This is a genomic window from Saccharothrix coeruleofusca, assembly GCF_014648515.1.
GTDB classification, from domain to species: Bacteria; Actinomycetota; Actinomycetes; order Mycobacteriales; family Pseudonocardiaceae; genus Actinosynnema; species Actinosynnema coeruleofuscum.
Map to the genome: position 1 here is coordinate 57202 of NZ_BMRG01000009.1, position 21551 is coordinate 78752.

Here is a 21551-nt window from a genome sequence, read left to right on the forward strand (position 1 = left end):
CAGCCTAGTGCTGCGTCCCGGAACCTCGCCCCGGTAACCGGTCAGGTGAAGTATCCGGCCGCTGCCAGTGGGGCAGAGCCGGAAGTGGTCCCAGCACGAGCACTCGCGCTCGTCGACATGGTGTCGTGCGGTGGACTGGCGGGCGACGCGGTACCACGGGCTCCGCTGGAGCATCGGTGAGGTCGTCGTTGTCCTCAAGATTCGTGAAAGATTTTCTTACGGTCCGGACCTCATGCTGGTGGAGCGGCCGGAGGTCGTAGCAGCCGTGGGATTGGCCCGCCGCTTCGGCGAGGGGAATTCCACGTGATTCGAAATCGAGTGAGGGGGATGGAATGTCGATGCAGGGCAAGTGGGTGAAGCTCGCGCAGACGACGGCGGCGCTGGCCGTCGTGACGGGCGGGCTGCTGTCGTTCAACGCGGTCGCGAGCGCAGGTGAGGTCGACGCTCTCGGGGGTGGCTGCTCGAACCTTGAGATCATCGACGCGGACCGAGGGCACGGCTGGGGCTGCACCACGACGGGCGGGTCCGTCATGCGGCTGCACGGCTGGTGCAACGGTGGTCCGGACCAGTACTCCGACTGGGTCGCGGGTACGAACATGAACCTGTGGACGGGCGGCTGCACGTTCTGGTGGGACATGCACACGGTGACCACCGAAGCCAGCTGACGCTGCCCCGGCCTGAAACGGCGGGGCGGCAGGACAGGGCGATGTGAGCGCGTGGGCGGGCTCGTCCGACCTCGGACGAGCCCGCCGAACGTCCCCGAGCAGTCCAAGCCGGGGTGAATTCCAGGTCCATTCGCCGACGGTCGAGGCGGTATGGAGCTTCACGAACACGCTACGGTGGCGGTGAAACGACGGCGATCACGCCGTAGCCGGGAAAAAGGCGGTGTGCCGACTTGACGGATTCTGCGGCTCCACTTGTCAGGCTGCACGGGGTGCGGCGCTCGTACGGCAGTGGAATAACGAAGGTCACGGCCGTGGAGGACGTTGGTTTCGACGTGCACCGCGGTGAGTTAGTCGCGGTGATGGGGCCGAGTGGTTCCGGAAAATCCACCCTGCTGCTGGTCGTGGGCGGACTCGAACGACCGGACGCCGGTTCGGTCACCGTGGCAGGCGCGGAACTGGCCGGATTGTCCGAGGAAGCCCTCTACCGGCACCGTCGGCAGCACATCGGATTCGTGTTCCAGAACTACAACCTGATCCGCACGCTCACCGCGGTCGAGAACGTGGCGCTGCCCGCCGAGTTGAACGGGATGTCCTACCGCAAGGCCGTGTCGGAGGCCGAGGAGGCGTTGCGCGCCGTCGGGGTCGGCGACTTGGCCCAGCGCTTCCCCGACCAGATGTCGGGTGGGCAGCAGCAGCGCGTCGCCCTCGCGCGGGCGCTCGGCGGCGGCAGGCGGGTGCTGCTCGCCGACGAGCCGACCGGCGCGCTCGATTCGCACACCGCATCCGGGGTCCTGGACGTCATGGCGCGGCGAGTGGCCGATGGCGCGGCGGGCATCGTCGTCACGCACGACCCCTCGGTCGCGGCAAGAGCGCACCGCACGATCCACTTGCGGGACGGTCGGATCGAGCGCATCGGCGTCGCCAGGGCGGGAACGGTCCGATGAGATTCCTGGTGCTCGCCAGCCGCCTGGCCCGTCGGGAGATGGCGGCCCAGCGCTCGTCCTCCTTGTTGGTGCTGATCCTGATCACCTTGCCGGTCCTGGGCATCACCGCCTACCTCACCGCCGACGCGTCGGCGATCGCGAGTCCCGAGAGCAGGATCGCACGTGAACTGGGCGGCGCGGATGTCCGGGTGCTGGTCGAGGCGCCGGAGCCGTTCGCCGAGGGAGTGGCCCGCTCGCGTGCCGACATCACCACTGAGTTCGGACCGGATTCACAAGTCGCAGCCCTGGTGAAGGTCAGCGCGACGACACGGGCCGGAGACCGCGAGGTCCCGACGACGATCCACCTGCACGACACCGCGAGCCCGCTGACCGAACCGCTCTACCGACTGCTGTCCGGCAAGCGTCCCGCCTCCGCGGACGAGGTGGCGTTGTCCGAGGCCACCGCCCGACGGCTGGCCGTCTCGGTGGGGGACCGGGTGACCGTCGCGGGGGTGGATCGGCCGCTCGTGGTCAGCGGCGTCCAGTTCGACCCGAGGGACATCGAGGCGGCGTTCGCCGTGCTGCCCGACTCCGGCGAACTCGTCGGACCGCTGACGGCGGAGCGGGAAGCGTCACCGACCCTGTCGTGGCTGGTGAAGATCGGACCGCAGGCACCGCCGCCGGGCACCATCGGCACGCTCACCGTCGTCAACAAGCGCATGGTGCTGCTGGAGTCCCAACCGAGCAACCGCAGCCTGTTCTTCGGCGTCTTCCTCGGTTCGCTGCTGGAGATCACGCTGATCGTCGCCGCGGTGTTCGCCACGACGGCCAGGCGGCAGCGCCGCTTCTACGCCCTGCTCGCCCTCAGCGGCGCCGGACCGCGCCAGCGCTTCGGCATCGCCTGCGCGCACGGCCTGGTCATCGGCGTGATCGCCGCCGCCATCGGAGTCGCGGGCGGCGTACTGGCCGCGCTCCTGCTGCGCGGCACCCTGGAGCAGGCCACCAAAACCAGGTGGGAGCAGCTGACCGTCCCGACCGGACTGTTGGGGCAGGTGGTCCTGCTGGCGGTGGCCGCCACGGTGCTGAGCGCGGCGCTGGTGAGCCGGTCCTCCGCGACGCGGAACCCCGCCGAGGCCCTGCACGGCCGGGAGTCCGTCATCGGGAGGTCACGGCGCGGCCTGATCCTCGTCGGAGGAGGGCTGCTGGCGGTTGGCGTCACCTCGATGGTGTTCGGCCTGCTGGTCCGTCGGGAGACCTTCGCGCCGCTGGGCGTGCTGCTCGGCGTCTTCGGCGGCGGACTGCTGCTCACCGTGCTGCTGCCGCGCCTGCTGGTGGTGGGGCGGGGGATGCGACTGCCCGCGCGGCTCGCCATCCGCGACACCGCGCTCGCCCCCAGCCGCACCGCAGCGCTGGCGACCGCCATCGCCTCGATGATCGCCGTTGCCACGACGATGACGTTCTACCTCACCGGGATGGCCGCCAATCCGGACTACAAGCCGTACGTGCCGGACGCCCCGGAGAACGCGGCGGTGTTCACCACCCGCGCGCCGGTCGCACCGGACGTCCTCGGCCGCGCGGCGGAACAGCTCGGAGCCCCCGGCGCCATCGCGTTCCGGGAGGCCGCGCTCAGCGTGCCGGAGGGGGCGACGCCCAGTCCGGTGCAGATCTCCTCCGCCGCGCTGGGCGCGTTCAGCCCGCTCACCGCGGTCGTGGCCGAGGACGAGGCCGATGAACTGCTCGGCAGGCCGCTCAGCGATGCCGAGCGGCGCGCGTTCACCACGGGTTCGGCGCTGGCGCTGAACCCCGGCCTGGTGGCCGACGGCTCGGTCCTGCTCAAGGGCTCGCTCCCGCGCACACCGGGGAACGCGAGCACACCACCGACGTTCACCGAGGTGGACGTCCGGATGCCCGCGCTCGTGGTGGCCGATCGGAAGTTCCGCCGCGCACCCTTGCTGCTGGTGACCGAGCAGGTCGCGCGCGCTCACAACCTGGAACCGCTGAGCCAGAGCTACTCCTACCTGTTCCGGTCCTCGGCGCTGCCCAGCGAAGCGGCCGAGGACCAGGCGCGGGCGACTCTGCTCGAAGGCGCGGAGGGGCGTGTGCTGTCGGGCAAGCTCCTGGTGGAGCGCGGCGACTCTCGACCGCGGGTGGTGAACCTGATCAACCGCTTGATCGTGCCCCTGCTGGTCGTGTTCTGCCTGGTGATCATCGCCATGGGCATCGGCCTGTCGACCAATCAGCTCAAGGACGACTTCGCGGTGCTCGCGGCGGTCGGCGCGCAGCCGGGGATCGTCCGCGCCGTGGCGTCGTGGCAGGCGGGCGCGACGGCCGCGATCGGCGTGGTCTTCGGTGTCGCCATAGGAGGGGCGGGTGCGGTCGCGATGGTCGCGGGCAGCGAAGCCCGCTGGACGGTGCTGCCGTTGGGGCTCACGGTCGCGGCGGCAGCGGCTGTCGTGCTGCTCGCCGCGGCACTGGGGCGCGCCACCGCGTCCCGCCGCCTGCCCACACCGCGTTGGACCTGAGGCGTCAACCGCGTTCGGGTCAGGGCTCTGTCCCTGATCTGCGCTGTGCTGATTCGTGGGGCAGCGGGAGGGCCCTCCTCCTCCCGCCGTCGACACGCGCAGGCAGGTCGGATCTCACCGCCCAACCCGGTTCCGGCTTCGGCGAACCGCGATCGTGGCGGCTGCGCGGACGGAGCGCCGTGGCACGTCTGCCGCTCCGGGGCGCGGGTCGTGCACGCGAGCGCGCTGCATACTGTGCCCATGTCGCACGGTGACCTCGGGCTGTTGCACGAACTGCGCGCTCTTTCCATCATGCTCGAGGAGAGGAACGTGACGCGGGCGGCGGGCCGGTTCCACCTGAGCCAGTCCTCGATGAGCCGGACGTTGCAGCGGTTGCGCGCGTTGTTCGGCGACGAGCTGCTGGTCCGGTCCGGCGGCGAGTACGAGCTGACCCCGAGGGCGCGGGAGGTGCAGCGCGAGCTGGTCCTGCTCCTGCCGCGCCTGGAGAGACTCCTCGCGGGCCGGGGCTTCGACCCCGCCACGGCGACCGGTGTCGTGCGGATCATCGGCACCGACTACACCACCTCGACGCTGGGGCCGCACCTGCTGCCCCGGCTGTTCCTGGCCGCCCCCGAGCTGGAAGTCCGCGTCCAGCACAAGGACGGGGACGCGTTCGCGGCCTTGGAGCGGGGTCGGGCCGACATCGCCCTGTCCGTGCTCCGCCCGACCTCCCCGCTGCGGTGGGAGCAGCTGTTCACCGACGACGTGGTCTGCGCGGTGGACCGCGACCACCCGGTGCGGGAGCGCTTCTCGCTGGCCGACTACACCGCGGCCCGCCACGTGGTCGTCGCCCTGATCCAGCGGGGACAACCGATGATCGACCGGTGGTTGGAGGAGCTGGGCCGCACCAGGGTGGCGGCGGTGCGGGTGGCGGACTTCGGCTCGGCGTTCGCCCCGCTGCCCGGCACCACCCTCGTGGCGACGATCCCGCGACGGCTGGCGGAGCTGCGGGTGGCCGCCCATCCGGGAGTCCGGCTGGTCGAGGCCCCGGAGGAGTTCGACGCCTTCCCGTACGGGATGGCCTGGCACGCGCGCCTGGACTCCGACCCGATGCACGCCTGGCTGCGCGAGGTGGTCCGGGCCGCGGCCGCGGAGCTGACCTCCGGGTGACCGGCGGGTCGGCTCCGCGGCCGCGCACGGCCTCACAGCAGCTTGTCGAGCGTGATCGGCAGGTCGTGGACGCGGACGCCGGTCGCGTTGTACACCGCGTTGCCGATCGCCGCCGCGGCCGAGATCATGCCTATCTCGCCCAGCCCGCGGACCCCGGACTCGCTGATGTGCGGGTCGGGGCGGTCCAGCCAGTGCACGTCGATCTCCGGTGTGTCGGCGTGCACCGGGACGAGGTAGTCCGCCATGCTCGCCGCGGCGAACCTGCCGTCCGGCTCGATCGGGTCGGCCTCCAGCAGGGCGTGCCCGATGCCCCAGATGATCGAGCCCACGAGCTGGCCGCGGGCCGCCTTGGCGTTGACCACCCGTCCCACGTCGAACACCGACGTGAACCGGTTGACGCGAGGCTCCCCGGTCAGCCGGTGGACCCGGACCTCGCAGAAGTGGGCGCCGAAGCAGTGGAACCGGTACCGGGAGGCGCTCTGGTCCGGGGCGGCGGTGCCGACCGCCTCGACGTGCGGCAGCCCCATGGCCCGCAGCAGGGTGGGGAAGTCGACCGACCGGCCGCGCGCCTCGACCCGGCCCCGCCGGTAGCGCACACTCGCGGGATCGAGACCCGCGAACGGCGAGCGCGGGTTGTCCACGGCAGACCGGACGAGCGCTTCGACGGCGGCCCGGCACGCGGCCTGCACCGCGGGCACCGTGCTCGTGGTGACACTGGAGCCGTACGCGCCGACGCCGCCGGGTGGGAGCGCGGAATCGCCGACCTCGGCCGTGATGGAGCCGACCGGCAGCTCCAGCTCGTCCGCCGCGACCACCGCCAGCACGGTGGAGGCTCCGGTGCCGGGGTCGGACGTGCCCGAGCCGACGGCGACGTGACCGTCGTCGAGGAACCGCGCCCGCGCCGAGGCGGGCTGCCGCCACGCGATGTAGACCGCGCTGGCCATGCCCATGCCGATCAGCCAGTCGCCGTCGGTCCGGGACCGGGGGCGCGCCGAGCGCCGGTCCCAGCCGAACCGCTGGGCCCCGACCCGGTAGCACTCGTCGAGGTGCTTGCTGGAGAAGCGGCGTCCCTCGACCGGGTCCTCCGTCGCGTAGTTGCGCAGCCGCAGCTCCACCGGGTCCACCCCGGTGCGCGCGGCGAGCTCGTCCATCGCGGTTTCCAGCGCGAACATGCCGGGCGCCTCGGCGGGCGCCCGCATCGACCAGGTCGGCGGGGTGTCCAGGGTGACCAGCCGCTGGTCGATCCGGATGTTCGGCGTGCGGTACATCACGGCGGAGGTCTCGCGGCCGGGCATCATCCGCCAGCCACCGGCCGCGGGCAGCTCCCCGTCGCTGTCGTGGCTGAGCGCGCGGAGCCTGCCGTCGGCATCGGCCCCGAGCCGGATCGTCTGCCGGACGGCTCCCCGGTGGCCGATGGCGGTGAACACCTGTTCGCGGCTGAGCACCAGCTTCACCGGCCTGCCGAGTTCGCGGGCGGCCGCGGCGCACAGCAGCGCCTCGTTCCACACCGGCGAGCGCTGGCCGAAGCCACCACCGGTGTACCGGCAGATCAGCCGGACCTTGCCCGGCTCGACACCGAGGCGGGCGGCGATCGTCGCGGCGGCCTGCTGCGGCGCCTGCGCTCCGGTGTAGACGGTGAGCTGGTCGTCCACCCACACCGCGGTCGTGGCGTGGGGCTCCATCGCGATGTGGTGCTGGGCGTGCTGGCTGACCGAGGTGGTGACGGTCACCGGGCTCGACGCCAGCGCGGCGTCGATGGAGGGCGTCCCCGGCGCCAGCTTCTGCACGAGGCCCTGCGGCACACCGGGGCCCGCGTCGGCCAACGAGGTCCGCGGCGGTGTGACCGCGTAGTCCGCCGTGACCAGCGCGGCCGCGTCCCTGGCCCGCTCGGCGGTGTCCGCCACGACCAGGCCGATGATCTGGCCGCGGAAGCGCACAGCGGTGTCCTGCAACGCGCTGTAGTTCTCGCCGCTGTGCTGGGGACTCGGGGGGTTGAGCGGCAGCGGGCGAAACGGCGTGAAGACGGCGATGACGCCGGGGGCGGCTTCGGCGCGGGACACGTCCATGCCGCGGACCTCGCCGCGGCCGACGGTGGCCTGGACGAGGTGGGCGTGGACCAGGCCCTCGGGGCGGTAGTCGGCGGCGTACGGCGCGCTGCCGGTGACCTTCGCGGGACCGTCGACGCGGTCGGTCCGGCGTCCGATGGGGGAGGGGGTCATCGGGGCTGCTCCAGTTCCAGCAGAGCGCGGATCAGGGTGCGCTTCATCAGCTCGGGCTTGAAGGCGTTGTGCCGCAACGGTCGAGCCCCCTCCACCGCGGCGGCAGCGGCCGTCGCGTAGGTGTCCTCCCCGGCGCGGCGGCCCGCCAGCGCCTTCTCGACCGCGGGCAGCCGCCACGGCCGGGTGCCCATGCCGCCGACCGCCACGCGTGCCTCGACGATGGTGTCGCCGACGCGCCGGACCGCCACCGCCGCCGAGGAGAGCGCGAACTCGTAGGACTGCCGGTCCCGGATCTTCAGGTAGGTCGAGCGCGTGGCCCAGTCCAGAGGCGGGACGACCACCTCGGTGACCAGTTCACCGGGCCGCAGGTCGTGTTCGAGGTGGGGGGTGTCACCGGGCAGCGGGTAGAAGTCGCGCAGGTCGACGGTGCGCGTGCCGTCCCGGCCCCGCAGCCGCACCTTGGCGTCGAGGGCGACCAGCGCCACCGCCAGGTCGCTGGGGTGGGTGGCCACGCACGAGTCGCTGGTGCCCAGCACGGCGTGCGTCCGGTTCTCGCCCTCGACCGCCGGGCAGCCGCTGCCCGGCTGCCGCTTGTTGCAGGGCGTGCTCACGTCGCGGAAGTAGCCGCACCGCGTGCGCTGCAGCAGGTTCCCGCCGATGCTGGCCATGTTGCGCAGCTGGCCGGAGGCGCTCAGCTCCAGCGCCCGGCTCAGCACCGGGTAGCCGCGGCGGACGTGGGGGTCCGCCGCCACGTCGCTCATCCGCTCCAGCGCCCCGATCCGCAGACCGCCGCCGGTCGCGTCGATCCCGCGCAGCGGCAGGCGGTTGATGTCCAGGACGTGCCGGGGGCTCATGACTTCGAGCTTCATCAGGTCCACGAGCGTGGTGCCGCCCGCGAGGAACGCGGTGTCGGAACCCGAGCGCCGCACGGCGTCGCCGACGTCGGCGGGGCGGTCGAACCGGAACTCGCGCATCAGCGCATCTCCGCCCGCGCCTGGCGGATCGCGGCCGCGATACCGGGGTAGGCGCTGCATCGGCAGATGTTGCCCGACATCTGCTCGCGGATCTCCGAGTCGGTCCGGGCGCCTCCTTCGGCGATGACCGCGGCCGCGGACATGATCTGCCCAGGGGTGCAGAACCCGCACTGGAGGCCGTCGTGGTCGATGAACGCCCGCTGGAGCGGGTGCAGCCGGTCGCCGTCGGCCAGCCCCTCGATCGTGGTCACGGTCGCACCGTCCACCGAGGCCAGCAGGGTCAGGCAGGAGACGACCCGCCGCCCGTCGACGTGCACGGTGCACGCGCCGCACTGGCCGCGGTCGCAGCCTTTCTTGGTGCCGGTCAACCGCATCCGATCCCGTAGCGCGTCCAACAGCGTCGTGCGCGGGTCGGCGGTCAGCGACGTGGCCGTCCCGTTGACCGTCATGCGCACGGCGACTTCCTCGGTCGTGGTCCGCGCCGCGGCACTCCCGCCGTCCGACGGGGCGGTGGCGGCCACGGCGGCGCTGCCCGCCAGGCCGAGCAGCCCGCGTCTGGTGATGCCCTCGTACTGCGTCATGGAATTCAGCGTCCGCCGTGGACGACGTCACCGCCAACGCGAGTTGCGGATCGCTCACATGCGTCCGGCGCATGGGTCGGGACGGGTGGCGGCTGGTCACGGCGTTCGCCGGGGGAGCGACGGCCGCCGGTGTCGAGCACGTCGTCCGCACGTCGGCCATCCTGGTCCGAAGTGGACACCAGAGCCGGGCCTGCGACGTCAAGGTTCGCAGGCGGCGACGGCCGACGACCTGGCGCCTCCGCGCGCGGCGCACCCGCTGCCGCCGGTGGAGACCGGTCCGGGCACGCACGCGCTGATCATCCACCCGGACCACCGCGACCACGAGCTGATCGCCCGGCTCGTCACGACCGGCGGCGCGTGGGATGCGGGGTGTCGGTGAGCGGATCGCCACGATCCGCTCACCGACACCCCGAACCGGGTGGTCAGGCGGGCATCAGCCGCACGGGTTGCCGCTGGTGCTCACCCTCGCCTCGCCCATGATGAGGTCGAACAGGGGCGTGTCCCAGACCGCCGCCCTCCTCGTGATGCCGCTGGCCGTGGTGACGGTGTGGTTCAGCAGGAGCTTGCCCACGTTCAGGGGGATGGTGCGCGGGCCGGTCAGGTCCACCACCTCGGTCCCGTTGATCCTGAGGGTGGCCACGGTCGACCGGGCGGTGTAGGACGGGGTCAGCGCGCCGCCGCTGGCGACGCAGGTCGCCACCGCGTCCGCGTGGACCGCGCCGAACTCGACGAGGAGGTCGGGGCCGGTCAGGCGCATGGACGCCAGCCTCGCGGACGAGCTGGCCATGTCGCCCGCCGCGGGCGGGGTGCTGCCCAGCACGTCCGGGAGCTGGTCGGTGCGGACGTCGATGACGCTGCTGCGGAAGCGGTAGACGCCCAGGAAGCTGACGTCCTGGCGGTCCGAGGCCTCGAAGTCGTCGGCGCACGGGCTCGCCGCGGGGTTGGCCTGGGTCCAGACCTGATCCGCCAGGCGGAGGATGTTGGCCTGGCACACGAAGTTGCCCGCGCGGGGTAACCGCTCGGCGCTCGCGGCGCCGGGGGCGGTCAACGCCAGCACCGCGCACAGGGCCGGTGCGGACAGCGCGCGCCACCCTCGGCGGCGGGCTGATCGGGGTTGGTCGGTCATGGTCTGCTCCTCGACTCCGGGGCACGGGGCCCTGTCGGGTGAATCGGGTGGGTGCGCGGGCGGCCGGGCCGCGCGGTGCGCAGCAGCGGCCACACCACCGCCGCGCCGGTGATGCCGACGGCGGCGCTGATCGCGTACAGCACGGGCAGGCCGTGGCGGGCGTAGACCGCGCCGAACAGGGCGATGCCCACGGCGGTGCCCAACTGGCGGCACGCCGCGTTGACGGCCGAGGCCATGCCCGCCCGGTCGCCGGGGACCGCGCCGATGGCGGTGGCCGCCAGCACGGGGCTCACCAGGCCGGTGCCCGTGCCCGTCACCGCCGTCCCGACCAGCACCGAGGGCCACGACGTGCCCGCGACCAGCATCACCAGCGCGCCCGCGGCGATCAGCAGCAGGCCCAGCGCGATCGGCACGCGCGGCGGCGGGTGGTCGGGGGAGCGGCCCCTCAGCAGCGCCGAGATCATCGCGGTCACGCCCAGCGGGGCCAGCACCAGACCGGTCTGCAGCGCGGAGAGGCCGTCGTGGGTCTGCAACCGCAGTGAGACGTACAGCAGGTACGAGTAGGCGGACACGGTGAGCGCGACCGCCGCGACGCTCGCGCCGAGGAACGGCTTGCGGCGCAGCAGGGCGGGCTCCAGCACGGGGAACGCCCGACGCCGCTCGACGAGGGCGAACACGACCAGCGCGAGCAGGCACACCGCGAGCAGGACGAGGGCGGCGGTGGAGGTCCAGCCGACCGCGCCGCCCCGGATCAGCAGGTACACCAGCGCGCCCGCGCTCACCGCGAACGCGCCGGTGCCGAGCAGGTCCAGCCGCCGCCGGGGATCGCGGGCCGAGCGGGGGAACAGGCGCAGGGCGAGCACCAGGGCGGCGGCGCTGACCGGCACGTTGACCAGGAAGATCCACCGCCAGCCCAGGTAGTGCGTGAGCACGCCGCCCACGACCGGTCCGGCGGCGGCCGCGGCGGCGCTCACGCCGCCCCACACGCCGAACGCGAAGCCCCGCGCCCGTCCCCGGTAGGTCTGGTCGAGCAGGGCGGGCGCGGTGGCGAACAGGCACGCCGCGGCCACGCCCTGCACGGCCCGCGCCGCGATCAGCGCCCCCGGCGCGGGCGACAGGCCGCAGGCCAGGGACGCCGCGCCGAACGCGGCCAGGCCGACCACGTAGGTCCGCCGCCTGCCGAACCGGTCGGCCGCCGAGCCCGCGCCCAGCAGGAGGGCGGCCAGCGCGAGCACGTAGACGTCGACGGTCCACTGCAGTTCGGTGAACCCGGCCCGCAGTTCGGCGGCCGCACTCGGCAGCGCGACGTTCACCACGGTCACGTCGAGCAGCAGCATCGCCGCCCCCGCGCACAGCGGGACCAGCGGTTTCCACTCCGACATCGCCACGGTCGCGCCTCCGGGGATCGGCCACTGTTTCGTCAGTATCGCTGCACATCTCGCAGTATGAGGGAAAATGGCCGGATGGAGAACGTGATCGGACCAGATCGCCGCCGCGGCGGCGCGGACGCCGAGGCGGACCTGTACGAGAGCGGCCCCCCGCTGCCCGAGGGCCTGACCCGGTGGTCGATGTACCTGATGTCCCGCCTCGCCCAGCGCGGCTGGGTGCTGCTGTCCCGCGAGCTCGCCGAGGCCGGGCTCACCCCGCGCTCGCACGCGCTGCTCGTCGTGGTCGGCGAGCGGCAACCCGTGTCGCAGCAGGTGGTCTCCGAGGTCCTGCGGGTCGACCGGACCACGTTGATGGGCATCGCCGACGCGGCCGAGGAGGCCGGGTTCATCACGCGGGAGCGGGATCGGGGCGACCGCCGCCGGTACGCGCTTCGGCTGACCGAAGCGGGCGAGCGGGTGTTGGCGCACGGTGACCGACTGGTGGCGCGGGCGCACGACCGGTTGTTCGCGGGGCTGGACGCCGCACAACGGGCCGCGCTGCACGACCTGCTGACCAGTGCCGTCCCCGCGGCGGCCAGAGCGGACGTGCCGATTGCGAATGCTAATGATGGTTGACTAGTACCAGTAATCGTGGGACGGTCCCCGCCATGACGGCGAGGGTGATGGTGACGGCGCTGGTGGCACCTGAGCACGCGGAGGACTTCGAACGCGCTTACGCGCAGGTGACCAGGCAGGTCGCGGGCGTGGACGGCCACCTGGGGGACGAACTGTTGCGCGACCACGAGCAGCCGGACCGCTACATCCTGCTGAGCTGGTGGGAGAGCGCGCAGCGGTTCCTCGACTGGGAGAACGCCCCGGTGCACCGGGAGACGACGACGCCCATGCGCCCGTACTGGCGGGTGCTGGAGCGGCGGGTCTACGAGGTGGCCAGGGATGGCGACGAGGTCAGGGCCGCCGTCGGCGGGGGCTCGTGACCGGCCGGGTCGGGCCCGCGACGACCCGGTTAGCCTGTTCGCATGACCGGCGGAGCCTTCCCCGTGGCCGACGGCGGCCGCGTCGACCCGGTGGTGGAGACCGTCGGCCTGCTGCTGGAGCTGACCGAGCACCTCAAGGACCGGTTCGTGGCGGTCAGCGCCGAGATGGGCGTGTCGATGGCCCAGGCCCGCACCCTGCTGCGGATCGAGGGCTCGGCCTCCATGCGCGAGCTGGCCGCCCGGACGCGCTACGACGCCTCGAACATGACCGGAATCGTGGAGGGCCTGCGCGCCAAGGGGTTGGTGGACCGGCGGACGCTGTCCGCGGACCGGCGGGTGCGGTTGGTCGTGCTCACCGAGGAGGGTGCCGCGCTCCAGGGGCGGCTGCGCGGCGCGCTGGCGCGCAACGTCCCCGCCGTGGGCGAGCTGTCCCCGGCCGACCGGGAGGCGCTGCGCGCCATCCTGCTCCGCGCGCTGCGCCGCAGCTGACCGCGCCGCCGCGGTCCGTGCGCGTGCAACAGGTGTTCGGAGGAATTGTTCTCCGGAACTGAGAAATGAGCTGCGCTAAGTATTCAGCCGGACTCGGTCCGGCCTTTTCGCATGCCCATCCGCGAATGTTTCGCATTTGTTTCACCAACCCTTAGGGGTTGTTTCCGGGGGGTCTCCGGGTAAGCGCCTGTTGTGTGCGCCGCGGAAGGTCGACAAGCTAACCCGCATGAGTAATTTCTCCGCCAAGCAGGCCAAATCCCTGCTGCTCTGGTTGCACGTGATCTCGTCGGTCGGGTGGATCGCGATGGCCGTGGTCCAGCTGACCCTGCTGACCAGCGTGCTGAACGGGCCGCCGGATGACCGGTTACTGCTGCTGGAGACGGCGTTGAAGTTGGAGGACGGCATCCTCGACCCGTTCGGGATCACCGCGGCCTACACCGGGGTCATGCTGTCCGCGCTCACGCCGTGGGGGTTCTTCCGGCACTGGTGGGTCACCGTGAAGTTCTGGCTCACCCTGATCGCGATCCTGCTGGGCAGCATCTTCCTCGGCCGCTGGCTGGAGGGCTCGATCGAAGCCCTGCGCGCGGGGCACGACTGGTCGCCCGCGCCGCTGTACCTGGGCACCGGGTGGACGCTGGGCACGCTGCTGCTCATGGTCTGGCTGTCCATCGCCAAGCCGTGGGGCAGGCGCGGCGCGCCCGAGACCAGGCAGGAGCGGGCCGCGGTCAAGCGGGTCGAGCAGAGCCAGGGCACCTGGCTGTTCGTGGCCGCGATGGCGATCCCGGTGGTGGAGTACCTCAGCGGGATGGACTACCCGCTGCTCACCTTCTGCACGGGCGTCGGTTTCAGCGTCTACCGGTCGCGACGGCTGCGCCGGGTCCGGCGGGAGCTGGCCGCCGAGGCGGCGGGCCGCACCGCCCCGGTCGGCTCCGGCGCCGAGTCCGCGGGCTGACCGACCGCCCACCCCCGACAAAGAGCCCAGGAGTCAGCGATGACCTATGTCGTGACCAGCCCGTGCGTCGGCACGAAGGACAAGTCCTGCGTCGACGTGTGCCCGGTGGACTGCATCCACGACGGGGGCGAGCAGATGCTGATCGACCCCGTGGAGTGCATCGACTGCGGCGCGTGCGAGCCCGTGTGCCCGGTCGACGCCATCTTCGCCGAGCAGGAGGTGCCCGCGGGCGAGCGCGGTGCGATCGAGGCGGCGCGCGCGTTCTTCGACGACGGGGGCACCCCGTGACCGGTGCGGCCAGGGTCCTCGTGGTGGGCGCGGGCCCGGCCGGGCTGTACGCGGCGACCGCCTTGGCGGCGGCCGAGGTCGAGGTGGACGTCGCCGAGCGGTTGCCGACCCCGTTCGGCCTGGTCAGATACGGGGTCGCACCGGACCATCCGAAGATCAAGTCGGTCGCGGGCGTGCTGTCCCGGCCGTTCTCCTCGCCCGGTGTGCGGTTCCTCGGCAACGTCGAGGTCGGCGTCGACCTGACCCCCGCGGACCTGGCCCGGCACTACGACGCCGTGGTGTACGCGACCGGGGCGCCGGTGGGCCGCATGGCCGGGATCGAGGGCGAGGACCTGCCCGGCAGCGCGCCCGCGGGCGACTTCGTGTCCTGGTACAGCGGCCACCCCGACGCGCCGGACCTGTCGCCGCTGCTCGCGTCGCGGCGGGTGGCCGTGATCGGCGCGGGCAACGTCGCGCTCGACGTGGTCCGGCTGCTGGTCAAGGACCCCGCGTCGCTGGCCGGGACGGACCTGCCCGACCACGTGCTCGCGGCGTTGCGCGCGAGCGCGGTCACCGACGTGCACCTGGTCGCCCGGCGTGGTCCCGCGCAGGTCAGGTTCACCCCCGCCGAGCTGCGCGAACTCGGCGAGCTGCCGGGGGTCGACGTGCTGGTGGCGGCCGAGGACGTGGCGGGCGCGCTGGCCGAGGCGGCGGACGGCTCCCGCGCCGACCGCGCGAACGTGGACATCCTGTGCGAGTGGGCGCGGCGGGCGCCGGGGGGGCGGGACCGCCGGGTGTGGCTGCGCTTCCGGCGCCGCCCGGTCCGACTGCTCGGCCCGGACCGGGTGTCCGGCCTGGTGGTGCGCGGTGAGCGGGAGGAGCTGCTGCCGGTGCAGGGCGTGCTGCACGCGGTCGGCTACGGCGCCGTCCCCCTGCCGGGGCTGCCGTTCGACCGGGACTCGGGCACCGTGCCGCACGTGGCGGGCCGCGTCGTGGACCCCGAGCGCGGCGTGCTGCCCGGCGTGTACGTCGCGGGCTGGCTCAAGCGGGGCGCCACCGGTGTCATCGGCACCAACAAGGCCGACGCGGGGGAAACCGCCGCGTCGCTGCTGGCCGACCTGCCCGGTCTGCGGCGGGCGCCCGACCGCGACCCCGGTTCGGTCACGGCGCTGCTGTCCCGGCGCGGGGTTCCCGTCGTGACCTGGGAGGGCTGGCGGCGCATCGAGCGGGAGGAGGAACGGCTCGGCGCGCGGCAGGGCCGCGCGGTGGCCAAGCTCGCCGACCTGCCCGCGATGCTGGCGCTGGCCACTCGCCCCGGTGGCCCGCGCGGGTGAGCGGATCATTGTGTGAAATGCATTGACAACGCATTATCCGGGCCATCCGACCGGTGTCGCCGCTGTTGCGTCCGAACGGTCCAACCTGCTTGAAATGCGCCCCCGAATAAAACATGATGACCCGATCGCGAAGTGTTCCGCGCTGCGCCGGGGGGAGGAATGTTTCGCGGAGGATGATCTCGCGAGCCTGCGGCGCACCACGGTGATCGCGTTTCTGCTGACGCGCCCGGTGCGCCGTCCGTCGCCGAAGGCGTTTGGGGGTGTCCGGTGCACGTTCGAGTTCTCGGTACGTTCCACGTGTCCAGGGGAGGTGTGGATATCACGCCGACCGCGCCGAAGCTCCGCCAGCTGCTGGCGCTGCTCGCGCTCAACGCCGGTGTGGTGCGCACCGACCAGATAGTCGACGAGCTGTGGGAGGACCGGCCGCCGCTCACCGCGACGACCACCCTGCAGACCTACGTCTACCAGTTGCGCCGCTCGCTGCGGTTGACCGGGGCGAGCGCGGGCGAAGCGGGTCGCGAGGTCGCGCTGCACACCACCCGCGGCGGGTACCTGCTCGAACTGCCCGCCGGTTCGCTCGACGTCGACCAGTTCCGCGCGCTGGTCGAACGCGGCCGGGCGGAGGCCGAGCGGGGTTCGCTGGAGGCCGCCGCCACGACGTTGCGGGACGCGCTGCGGCTGTGGCGCGGTCCGGTGCTGGCCGACATCCGGTTCGGCCCGGTCCTGCAGGCCGAGGCGGTGGGTCTGGCCGAGTTCGCCCGCAGCGTGCGGGAGCAGCGGTTCGACATCGAACTCCAGCTGGGCAGGCACCACGAGGTGATCGGCGAGCTGCGGGCGGCACTGGCCGAGCAGGCCACCAACGAGGGGTACCAGAGCAAGCTGATGCTGGCGCTGTACCGGGCGGGCAGGCGATCCGAAGCGCTCCAGGTCTACCAGGACGCCCGCGCCGTGCTGCGGGCCGAGCTGGCCGTCGAGCCGTGCCCGGAGCTGCGCAGGCTGCACCACGCCATCATGACCGGCGACCCGGCGCTGGACCTGGCCGCGCCCGAGGCCACCGCGCCACGCGCCCGTCCGGCCGCGCACGTGGAGAAACCGCCGGAACTGCCCTGCCAGCTGCCCCCCGCCTCGCCGGTGCTGGTGGGCCGCGAGGCGCAGGTGTCCGCGCTGTGCGCGGCGCTGACCGCGCCCGGCCGCCGCGCGCCCGGCGTCGCGGTCGTGGTCGGCCCGCCGGGCGTGGGCAAGTCCGTGCTGGCCGTGCGCCTGGCGCACCAGCTCAGGGCGGAGTTCCCGGACGGCCAGCTCTACGCCCGGCTGGTCACCCCGGCGGGCAGACCCGCCGATCCCGTCGACGTCCTCGGCGACTTCCTGTCCTCCTGCGGCCGAGCCGTGCCCGCGACCGCGTCGGTGCAGGAGCGGGTGCGGGCGTTCCGGAGCTGGACGGCCGACCAGCGGGTGCTCGTGGTGCTCGACGACGTGGTCTCCGACGACCAGCTGCGCCCGCTGCTGCCGATCGGCCTCGGCTGCGCGGCGCTGGTGGTGGCCCGGCGGCGGCTCACCGACCCGTCGATCATGCGCACGGTCCGGCTGGCCCCGCTGGACGCGATGGAGGCGCTGGAGCTGATGGTCAGCGTCCTGGGCAGGCGGCGGGTCGCCGCCGAGGCCGACGCGGCCGTCCAGCTGGTCACGATGTGCGGCGGGCTGCCGCTGGCGCTGCGCGCGGCCCTGTGGTGGCTGGAGCTGAGACCGCACTGGTCGGTGCGCAGGCTGGTGCACCGGGTGGGCGCCGCGCCGCAACTGCTGCTGGAACCCGGCCCGCCGGAGCTGGACCTGCTGGCCAGCGTCGCGCGGACCACCGAGCTGCTGCCCGCGGCGGCCAGGGTCGCGCTGCGCTGGGTGTCCCTGGTCGACGGCCGGATCGTGCCCGGCGACCTGGCGGCGGCCATCCGCCTGGGCGAGGCCGACGCCGAGGCGCTGCTGGACGAGCTGGTGGAGTTCGGCCTGCTGGAGGTGGAGCAGCCGTCGGAGGCACCGGCGCACGGCGCGTTCCGCTACCGGTGCCACCCGGTGATCCGCCGGGTCGTCGACCTGCTGGAGGCGGACGCGGAAGCCGGGTCGCCGGTCTTCGGTCCGAACCTCGCGCTGAACGTGGAGGATCGCGGCGTGCTGCGGCGCGCGGTCGCGATCTGACCGGTGACCCGGTCGGCGCCGCCCCGACCGGCAGGAACCCGGTGTCCGGCAGTCGCGGGCGGAGGGGGTGGAGCGATGCGACCGGCGCACCGCGCCCGAGGGCTGGGCGCACGGTGGCGCCCGCCCGAGCAGGGGGTGCTGCGGCTGGGGTTGGACGACCCGCGGTGCCTGGACCAGAAGCTGGTGGGGAACCAGGTGGCGGTGCTGGCCGCCGCCGCGGGACGCACACCCGTCCCGGAGACCGTGGTGCTCAGCGTCCCGGTCGGCACGTCGGGCGGACCGCCGTGGGGGCCCGGTGCCGTGCCCGCCACGCGGTGGGGTGCGCTCACCGGGTGCCCGGTGTCCATCCGCAGCTGGCTGGTCCGGCCGGACCGGCCGGACCAGGTCGTCGAGCCGGTGTGGAACAACATCGACCCGGCCGGGCTGACCGAGGCGGTCGCCGAGATCACCGCCGCGGCCCGCCGAAGGGGCGCGGGCGACGCGGCACGCCAGCGGCTCGTGCTCGCCGTGCAGCACTTCCGACCCGCGGCGGCCACGGCGCTGGTGCTGGTGGAGGCGCGCCACCGGGTGGACGTGCGGCTGTGCTGGGGCCTGGCCGAGCCGCTGGGCACGCCCCTGCACTTCGACCGGTTCTCCTTCGCGGGCGAGCCGCTGCACCTGGAGGGGTGCGCCATCGCCGACAAGTACACCGCGACGGTGGCCGCCTCCGGGGGCACCCACAGCGTCCGGGTGCCCCCAGGGCTGGTGGCCGCGCCGGTGCTGGCGCTGGTCGAGGTCACCGAGCTGGCCGCCCGCTCCCGGCGGCTGGCCCGCGTCGGCGCCGCCCCGGTGGAGCTGGAGTTCGCGCTGGTCGGGACGCAGCGCCTGCTGCTGGCCGTGCGCGCTCCAGCCACCAGAGGGTTGCTCGAGGACGGCTCGAACGCGACTGGACGACCCTCCCACGGCCCGCTGCCACCCTCGACCGCATGACCACCACAACACCCGGCACCCCTCCCGACGAGGCCGTGCCGCGCGCGTTCACCCTGGACGACCTGCGCCGGATCATGCGCGTCAGCGTCGGTGTCGAGGAGGGCGTCGACCTGGACGGCGACATCGCCGACGTCGAGTTCGACGACCTGGGCTACGACTCGCTGGCCGTGCTGGAGCTGGCGGGCCACGTCAAGCGCGAGTACGGCGTGCCGCTGCCCGAGGAGGTCGTCGTGGAGCTGCGCACCCCCGCGCTGGCGGTGCAGCTGATCAACGCCCGGCTGGCCGAGGGCAGGGGGTGAGGGCGTGGCGGGGCACACCGAGAACTCCATCGTCATCGCCGCGCCGATGGAGCTGGTCTGGGACATGACCAACGACGTCGAGGCGTGGCCGGGGCTGTTCGACGAGTACGCCTCCGCCGAGGTGCTGGAGCGGCGCGGCGACACCGTCCGGTTCCGGCTGGTGATGCACCCCGACGAGCAGGGCCGGGTGTGGTCCTGGGTGTCCGAGCGCACCCCGGACGCCGCCACCCGCACGGTGCGGGCGCACCGCGTGGAGACCGGTCCGTTCAAGTACATGTCGATCTTCTGGGAGTACCTGCCGGACAGCGGCGGGGTGCTGCTGCGCTGGGTGCAGGACTTCGAGATGAAGCCGGGCGCGCCGCTGGACGACGCGGCCATGGCGCGGCGGCTGGACGCCAACAGCCCCGAGCAGCTGCGCCTGATCAAGGGGAAGGTGGAAGCGGCGGCGGGCGCCGCGCGCCCGCGATGAGCAGCGGGCTGCTCGCCGCGCCCGAAGGCGACTGGCTGGTCTGCCCGCGCTGCCGCGGCCTGCTCTACCGCAAGCGGCACCTGCGCTCGCTGCGGGTGTGCAGGGAGTGCGGCGCGCACGAGCGGCTGGACGCCGGGCAGCGCATCGCGCAGCTGTTCGACGAAGGCAGCACCACCGCCGTGCCGGTGCGGTCCACTCCGGACGACCCGCTGGGGTTCGTCGACCGGAAACCGTTTGCCGAGCGGTTGGCCCGAGCGCGGGAGCGGACCGGCGCGAACGCCGCCGTGCGCGTGCTGCGCGGCCGCGTCGAGGGGCACGCGGTGGTCGCCGCGGTGATGGACTTCGCCTTCCTCGGCGGCAGCCTCGGCGTCGCCGAGGGCGAGGCGGTCGTCACCGCCGCGGAGGCGGCGCTGGCCGACCGGGTACCCCTGCTGCTGGTCACCGCCTCCGGCGGGGCGCGCATGCAGGAGGGGGTGCTGTCGCTGATGCAGATGGCCAGGACCAGCGCGGCGATGGCCCGCCTCGACCGCGCCGGGCTGCTCACGATCACGCTGGCCACCGACCCGACCTACGGCGGCGTGGCCGCGTCCTTCGCCGCGCTCGCCGACGTCGTGCTGGTCGAGCCGGGCGCGCGGATGGGCTTCGCCGGCCCCAGGGTGGTCGAGCAGACCATCCGCCAGCGGTTGCCGGAGGGGTTCCAGACCGCGGAATTCCTGCTGGAGCACGGCTTGGTGGACGTCGTGTGCCCCCGCGGCGAGCTGCGCGCCACGCTGGGCGCGCTGCTCGCCGCGACCGGACCCGTCGACCCGGCGTGGGGTGCGGACGTGACCGACCCGGTGGTGCGCGACCCGGACCTGCTGGACCGGGCACCCGTCCACGACGTGGTGGCCACCGCGCGCGATCGGCGCAGGCCCACCGCGCTGGACCACATCGGGTACTGGCTCGACGGCTTCGTGGAGCTGCACGGCGACCGCGCGGGCGCCGACTGCCCGGCGGTCGTCGGCGGCGTCGGCAGGCTCGACGGCCTGCCGGTGGTGGTGATCGGCCACCAGAAGGGGCACGACACCGGGGAACTGGTGGCCCGCCGGTTCGGCATGGCCTCACCCGCGGGGTTCCGCAAGGCGGCGCGGCTGGTGCGGTTGGCGGCCAAGCTGGGGCTGCCGGTGGTGACCGTCGTGGACACCCCCGGCGCGCACCCCGGCGTCGAGGCCGAGCGGTCGGGTCAGGCGGCGGCCATCGCGGAGAACCTGCGGCTGATGGCGACCGCGCCGGTGCCGGTGGTGACCGTGCTGACCGGCGAGGGCGGCAGCGGGGGCGCGCTCGCGCTGGCCGTGGCGGACCGGCTGCTGGTGTGCGCCAACGCCTTCTACTCGGTGATCAGCCCCGAGGGGTGCGCGGCGATCCTGTGGCGCTCCGCCGAGCACGCCCACGCCGCCGCGGAGGCGCTGCGCATCGACGTGGGGTGGCTGGTGCGCAGCGGCGTCGCCGACGGGGTGGTGCCGGAGCCGAACGGCGGCGCGCACCTGGACCCGGCGGCCACCAGTGAGAACGTGCGCCGGGCGGTGGTGTGCGCGCTGCGCGACCTGCGCACCCGCACGGCCGATGAGCTGATCCGCTCGCGAATGGCGCGGCTGCGCCGGTTCGGCTTGCCGGACCAGGACCCGCGAGCCCACGACGAAGGGGAACGGGCATGATCGACGCGCTGCGCACATCGGCGAACGGGGACGCCGGGACGGTCACCGCCCCGCCGCCCGCCGCGCCACCGGACGACCCGTCGGTGCTCGCCGAGCTGTCCAGGGTGGTCGCGGAAGTGGCGCGCGGGGCGCCGGTGCCGCCCAGGCGCATCAGCGTCTCGCTCGGCGAGGCCCGGATCGAGGTCGACTGGGGGCGGGTGCCCGGCGCCGCGCCGCCGTCGGCCGCGCCACCGGCGCGACCCGGGCAGGAAGCCGAGCAGGACGCGGGTCTGGTGCGGGTGTGCTCGCCGCTGGTCGGCACGTTCTACCGCGGCCCCCAGCCGGGAGCCGCGCCGTTCGCGGCGGTCGGGGACGAGGTGGCGGCCGGGCA

20 protein-coding genes and 1 pseudogene are annotated in these 21551 nt (G+C 73.7%); 16 read left to right on the plus strand and 5 right to left on the minus strand.

Annotated elements, in window-relative coordinates; translation table 11 throughout:
* Positions 1-338 precede the first annotated feature (338 nt).
* The 4 genes from IEZ00_RS21740 (at position 339) to IEZ00_RS21755 (ending at position 5259) form a co-directional block, all read left to right on the plus strand.
* A complete protein-coding gene (locus IEZ00_RS21740; RefSeq protein WP_229795971.1) occupies positions 339-665 on the plus strand; it encodes a hypothetical protein in 327 nt (108 codons plus the stop codon).
* Between the two features lie 311 nt (positions 666-976).
* The gene (locus IEZ00_RS21745) at positions 977-1609 is read left to right on the plus strand and encodes an ABC transporter ATP-binding protein (RefSeq protein WP_229795972.1); all 633 of its coding nucleotides are present in this window, start codon (positions 977-979) and stop codon (positions 1607-1609) included.
* On the plus strand, positions 1606-4110 hold the full coding sequence (locus tag IEZ00_RS21750) for an FtsX-like permease family protein (protein WP_189225156.1): 2505 nt from the start codon (positions 1606-1608) through the stop codon (positions 4108-4110). The genes IEZ00_RS21745 and IEZ00_RS21750 overlap by 4 nt, the downstream gene beginning before the upstream one ends.
* Positions 4111-4350: 240 nt before the next feature.
* Positions 4351-5259: a LysR family transcriptional regulator gene (locus tag IEZ00_RS21755; protein WP_189225157.1), complete on the plus strand. Its 909-nt coding sequence runs from the start codon at positions 4351-4353 to the stop codon at positions 5257-5259.
* Positions 5260-5291: 32 nt separating this feature from the next.
* On the opposite strand, the gene IEZ00_RS21760 is transcribed toward IEZ00_RS21755, so the two are convergent.
* The 5 genes from IEZ00_RS21760 to IEZ00_RS21780 all read right to left on the minus strand — a co-directional run bounded on the left by IEZ00_RS21760 (position 5292) and on the right by IEZ00_RS21780 (position 11541).
* Positions 5292-7478 (minus strand): xanthine dehydrogenase family protein molybdopterin-binding subunit, encoded by a 2187-nt coding sequence (locus tag IEZ00_RS21760; protein ID WP_189225158.1) that lies wholly within the window; start codon positions 7476-7478, stop codon positions 5292-5294.
* Positions 7475-8452 carry an FAD binding domain-containing protein gene (locus IEZ00_RS21765; protein ID WP_189225159.1) on the minus strand — a complete coding sequence of 326 codons (978 nt, stop codon included), beginning with the start codon at positions 8450-8452 and terminating at the stop codon, positions 7475-7477. Before IEZ00_RS21765 ends, IEZ00_RS21760 begins: the two co-directional genes overlap by 4 nt.
* The gene (locus IEZ00_RS21770; RefSeq protein ID WP_209624259.1) at positions 8452-8901 is read right to left on the minus strand and encodes a (2Fe-2S)-binding protein; all 450 of its coding nucleotides are present in this window, start codon (positions 8899-8901) and stop codon (positions 8452-8454) included. The genes IEZ00_RS21765 and IEZ00_RS21770 overlap by 1 nt, the downstream gene beginning before the upstream one ends.
* Positions 8902-9466: 565 nt before the next feature.
* A complete protein-coding gene (locus IEZ00_RS21775) occupies positions 9467-10159 on the minus strand; it encodes a choice-of-anchor P family protein (RefSeq protein WP_189225161.1) in 693 nt (230 codons plus the stop codon).
* Positions 10156-11541: an MFS transporter gene (locus tag IEZ00_RS21780; RefSeq protein ID WP_189225162.1), complete on the minus strand. Its 1386-nt coding sequence runs from the start codon at positions 11539-11541 to the stop codon at positions 10156-10158. Before IEZ00_RS21780 ends, IEZ00_RS21775 begins: the two co-directional genes overlap by 4 nt.
* Before the next feature lie 81 nt (positions 11542-11622).
* Here IEZ00_RS21780 and IEZ00_RS21785 point away from each other — a divergent pair, with 81 nt between their 5' ends.
* The 12 genes and pseudogenes from IEZ00_RS21785 to IEZ00_RS21840 form a co-directional block, all read left to right on the plus strand.
* Positions 11623-12162, plus strand: a complete 540-nt coding sequence (locus tag IEZ00_RS21785; protein WP_189225163.1) for a MarR family winged helix-turn-helix transcriptional regulator — start codon at positions 11623-11625, stop codon at positions 12160-12162.
* Positions 12163-12194: 32 nt separating this feature from the next.
* Positions 12195-12521 carry an antibiotic biosynthesis monooxygenase family protein gene (locus tag IEZ00_RS21790; protein ID WP_189225164.1) on the plus strand — a complete coding sequence of 109 codons (327 nt, stop codon included), beginning with the start codon at positions 12195-12197 and terminating at the stop codon, positions 12519-12521.
* Between the two features lie 42 nt (positions 12522-12563).
* Positions 12564-13010, plus strand: a complete 447-nt coding sequence (locus tag IEZ00_RS21795) for a MarR family winged helix-turn-helix transcriptional regulator (protein ID WP_189225165.1) — start codon at positions 12564-12566, stop codon at positions 13008-13010.
* 226 nt (positions 13011-13236) lie between these two features.
* Positions 13237-13962 (plus strand): hypothetical protein, encoded by a 726-nt coding sequence (locus IEZ00_RS21800; RefSeq protein WP_189225166.1) that lies wholly within the window; start codon positions 13237-13239, stop codon positions 13960-13962.
* A gap of 39 nt (positions 13963-14001) precedes the next feature.
* On the plus strand, positions 14002-14250 hold the full coding sequence (locus IEZ00_RS21805; protein ID WP_189225167.1) for a ferredoxin family protein: 249 nt from the start codon (positions 14002-14004) through the stop codon (positions 14248-14250).
* On the plus strand, positions 14247-15563 hold the full coding sequence (locus tag IEZ00_RS21810; RefSeq protein WP_229795973.1) for an FAD-dependent oxidoreductase: 1317 nt from the start codon (positions 14247-14249) through the stop codon (positions 15561-15563). The genes IEZ00_RS21805 and IEZ00_RS21810 overlap by 4 nt, the downstream gene beginning before the upstream one ends.
* A 312-nt stretch (positions 15564-15875) precedes the next feature.
* Positions 15876-17750 (plus strand): AfsR/SARP family transcriptional regulator, encoded by a 1875-nt coding sequence (locus IEZ00_RS21815; protein WP_189225168.1) that lies wholly within the window; start codon positions 15876-15878, stop codon positions 17748-17750.
* A 75-nt stretch (positions 17751-17825) separates the two neighbouring features.
* Positions 17826-18719, plus strand: a complete 894-nt coding sequence (locus IEZ00_RS21820) for a hypothetical protein (protein WP_189225169.1) — start codon at positions 17826-17828, stop codon at positions 18717-18719.
* Entirely contained in the window at positions 18716-19018 is a 303-nt protein-coding gene (locus IEZ00_RS21825) for an acyl carrier protein (protein ID WP_189225170.1), read from the plus strand. The genes IEZ00_RS21820 and IEZ00_RS21825 overlap by 4 nt, the downstream gene beginning before the upstream one ends.
* 4 nt (positions 19019-19022) lie before the next feature.
* Positions 19023-19487 (plus strand): SRPBCC family protein, encoded by a 465-nt coding sequence (locus IEZ00_RS21830; RefSeq protein WP_189225171.1) that lies wholly within the window; start codon positions 19023-19025, stop codon positions 19485-19487.
* A complete protein-coding gene (gene accD, locus IEZ00_RS21835; protein ID WP_189225172.1) occupies positions 19484-21181 on the plus strand; it encodes an acetyl-CoA carboxylase, carboxyltransferase subunit beta in 1698 nt (565 codons plus the stop codon). Before IEZ00_RS21830 ends, accD begins: the two co-directional genes overlap by 4 nt.
* Positions 21178-21551 (plus strand): annotated as a pseudogene (locus IEZ00_RS21840) (hypothetical protein); the annotation flags it as partial. The gene accD and the pseudogene IEZ00_RS21840, both read left to right, overlap by 4 nt.

Coding starts and splice junctions, on each gene's coding strand:
- IEZ00_RS21740 (WP_229795971.1), top strand. CDS start 339: ATGCAGGGCAAGTGGGTGAAGCTCGCGCAGACGACGGCGGCGCTGGCC.
- IEZ00_RS21750 (WP_189225156.1), top strand. CDS start 1,606: ATGAGATTCCTGGTGCTCGCCAGCCGCCTGGCCCGTCGGGAGATGGCG.
- IEZ00_RS21755 (WP_189225157.1), top strand. CDS start 4,351: ATGTCGCACGGTGACCTCGGGCTGTTGCACGAACTGCGCGCTCTTTCC.
- IEZ00_RS21760 (WP_189225158.1), bottom strand. CDS start 7,478: ATGACCCCCTCCCCCATCGGACGCCGGACCGACCGCGTCGACGGTCCC.
- IEZ00_RS21765 (WP_189225159.1), bottom strand. CDS start 8,452: ATGCGCGAGTTCCGGTTCGACCGCCCCGCCGACGTCGGCGACGCCGTG.
- IEZ00_RS21770 (WP_209624259.1), bottom strand. CDS start 8,901: ATGACGGTCAACGGGACGGCCACGTCGCTGACCGCCGACCCGCGCACG.
- IEZ00_RS21775 (WP_189225161.1), bottom strand. CDS start 10,159: ATGACCGACCAACCCCGATCAGCCCGCCGCCGAGGGTGGCGCGCGCTG.
- IEZ00_RS21780 (WP_189225162.1), bottom strand. CDS start 11,541: ATGTCGGAGTGGAAACCGCTGGTCCCGCTGTGCGCGGGGGCGGCGATG.
- IEZ00_RS21785 (WP_189225163.1), top strand. CDS start 11,623: ATGGAGAACGTGATCGGACCAGATCGCCGCCGCGGCGGCGCGGACGCC.
- IEZ00_RS21790 (WP_189225164.1), top strand. CDS start 12,195: ATGACGGCGAGGGTGATGGTGACGGCGCTGGTGGCACCTGAGCACGCG.
- IEZ00_RS21795 (WP_189225165.1), top strand. CDS start 12,564: ATGACCGGCGGAGCCTTCCCCGTGGCCGACGGCGGCCGCGTCGACCCG.
- IEZ00_RS21800 (WP_189225166.1), top strand. CDS start 13,237: ATGAGTAATTTCTCCGCCAAGCAGGCCAAATCCCTGCTGCTCTGGTTG.
- IEZ00_RS21805 (WP_189225167.1), top strand. CDS start 14,002: ATGACCTATGTCGTGACCAGCCCGTGCGTCGGCACGAAGGACAAGTCC.
- IEZ00_RS21820 (WP_189225169.1), top strand. CDS start 17,826: ATGCGACCGGCGCACCGCGCCCGAGGGCTGGGCGCACGGTGGCGCCCG.
- IEZ00_RS21825 (WP_189225170.1), top strand. CDS start 18,716: ATGACCACCACAACACCCGGCACCCCTCCCGACGAGGCCGTGCCGCGC.
- accD (WP_189225172.1), top strand. CDS start 19,484: ATGAGCAGCGGGCTGCTCGCCGCGCCCGAAGGCGACTGGCTGGTCTGC.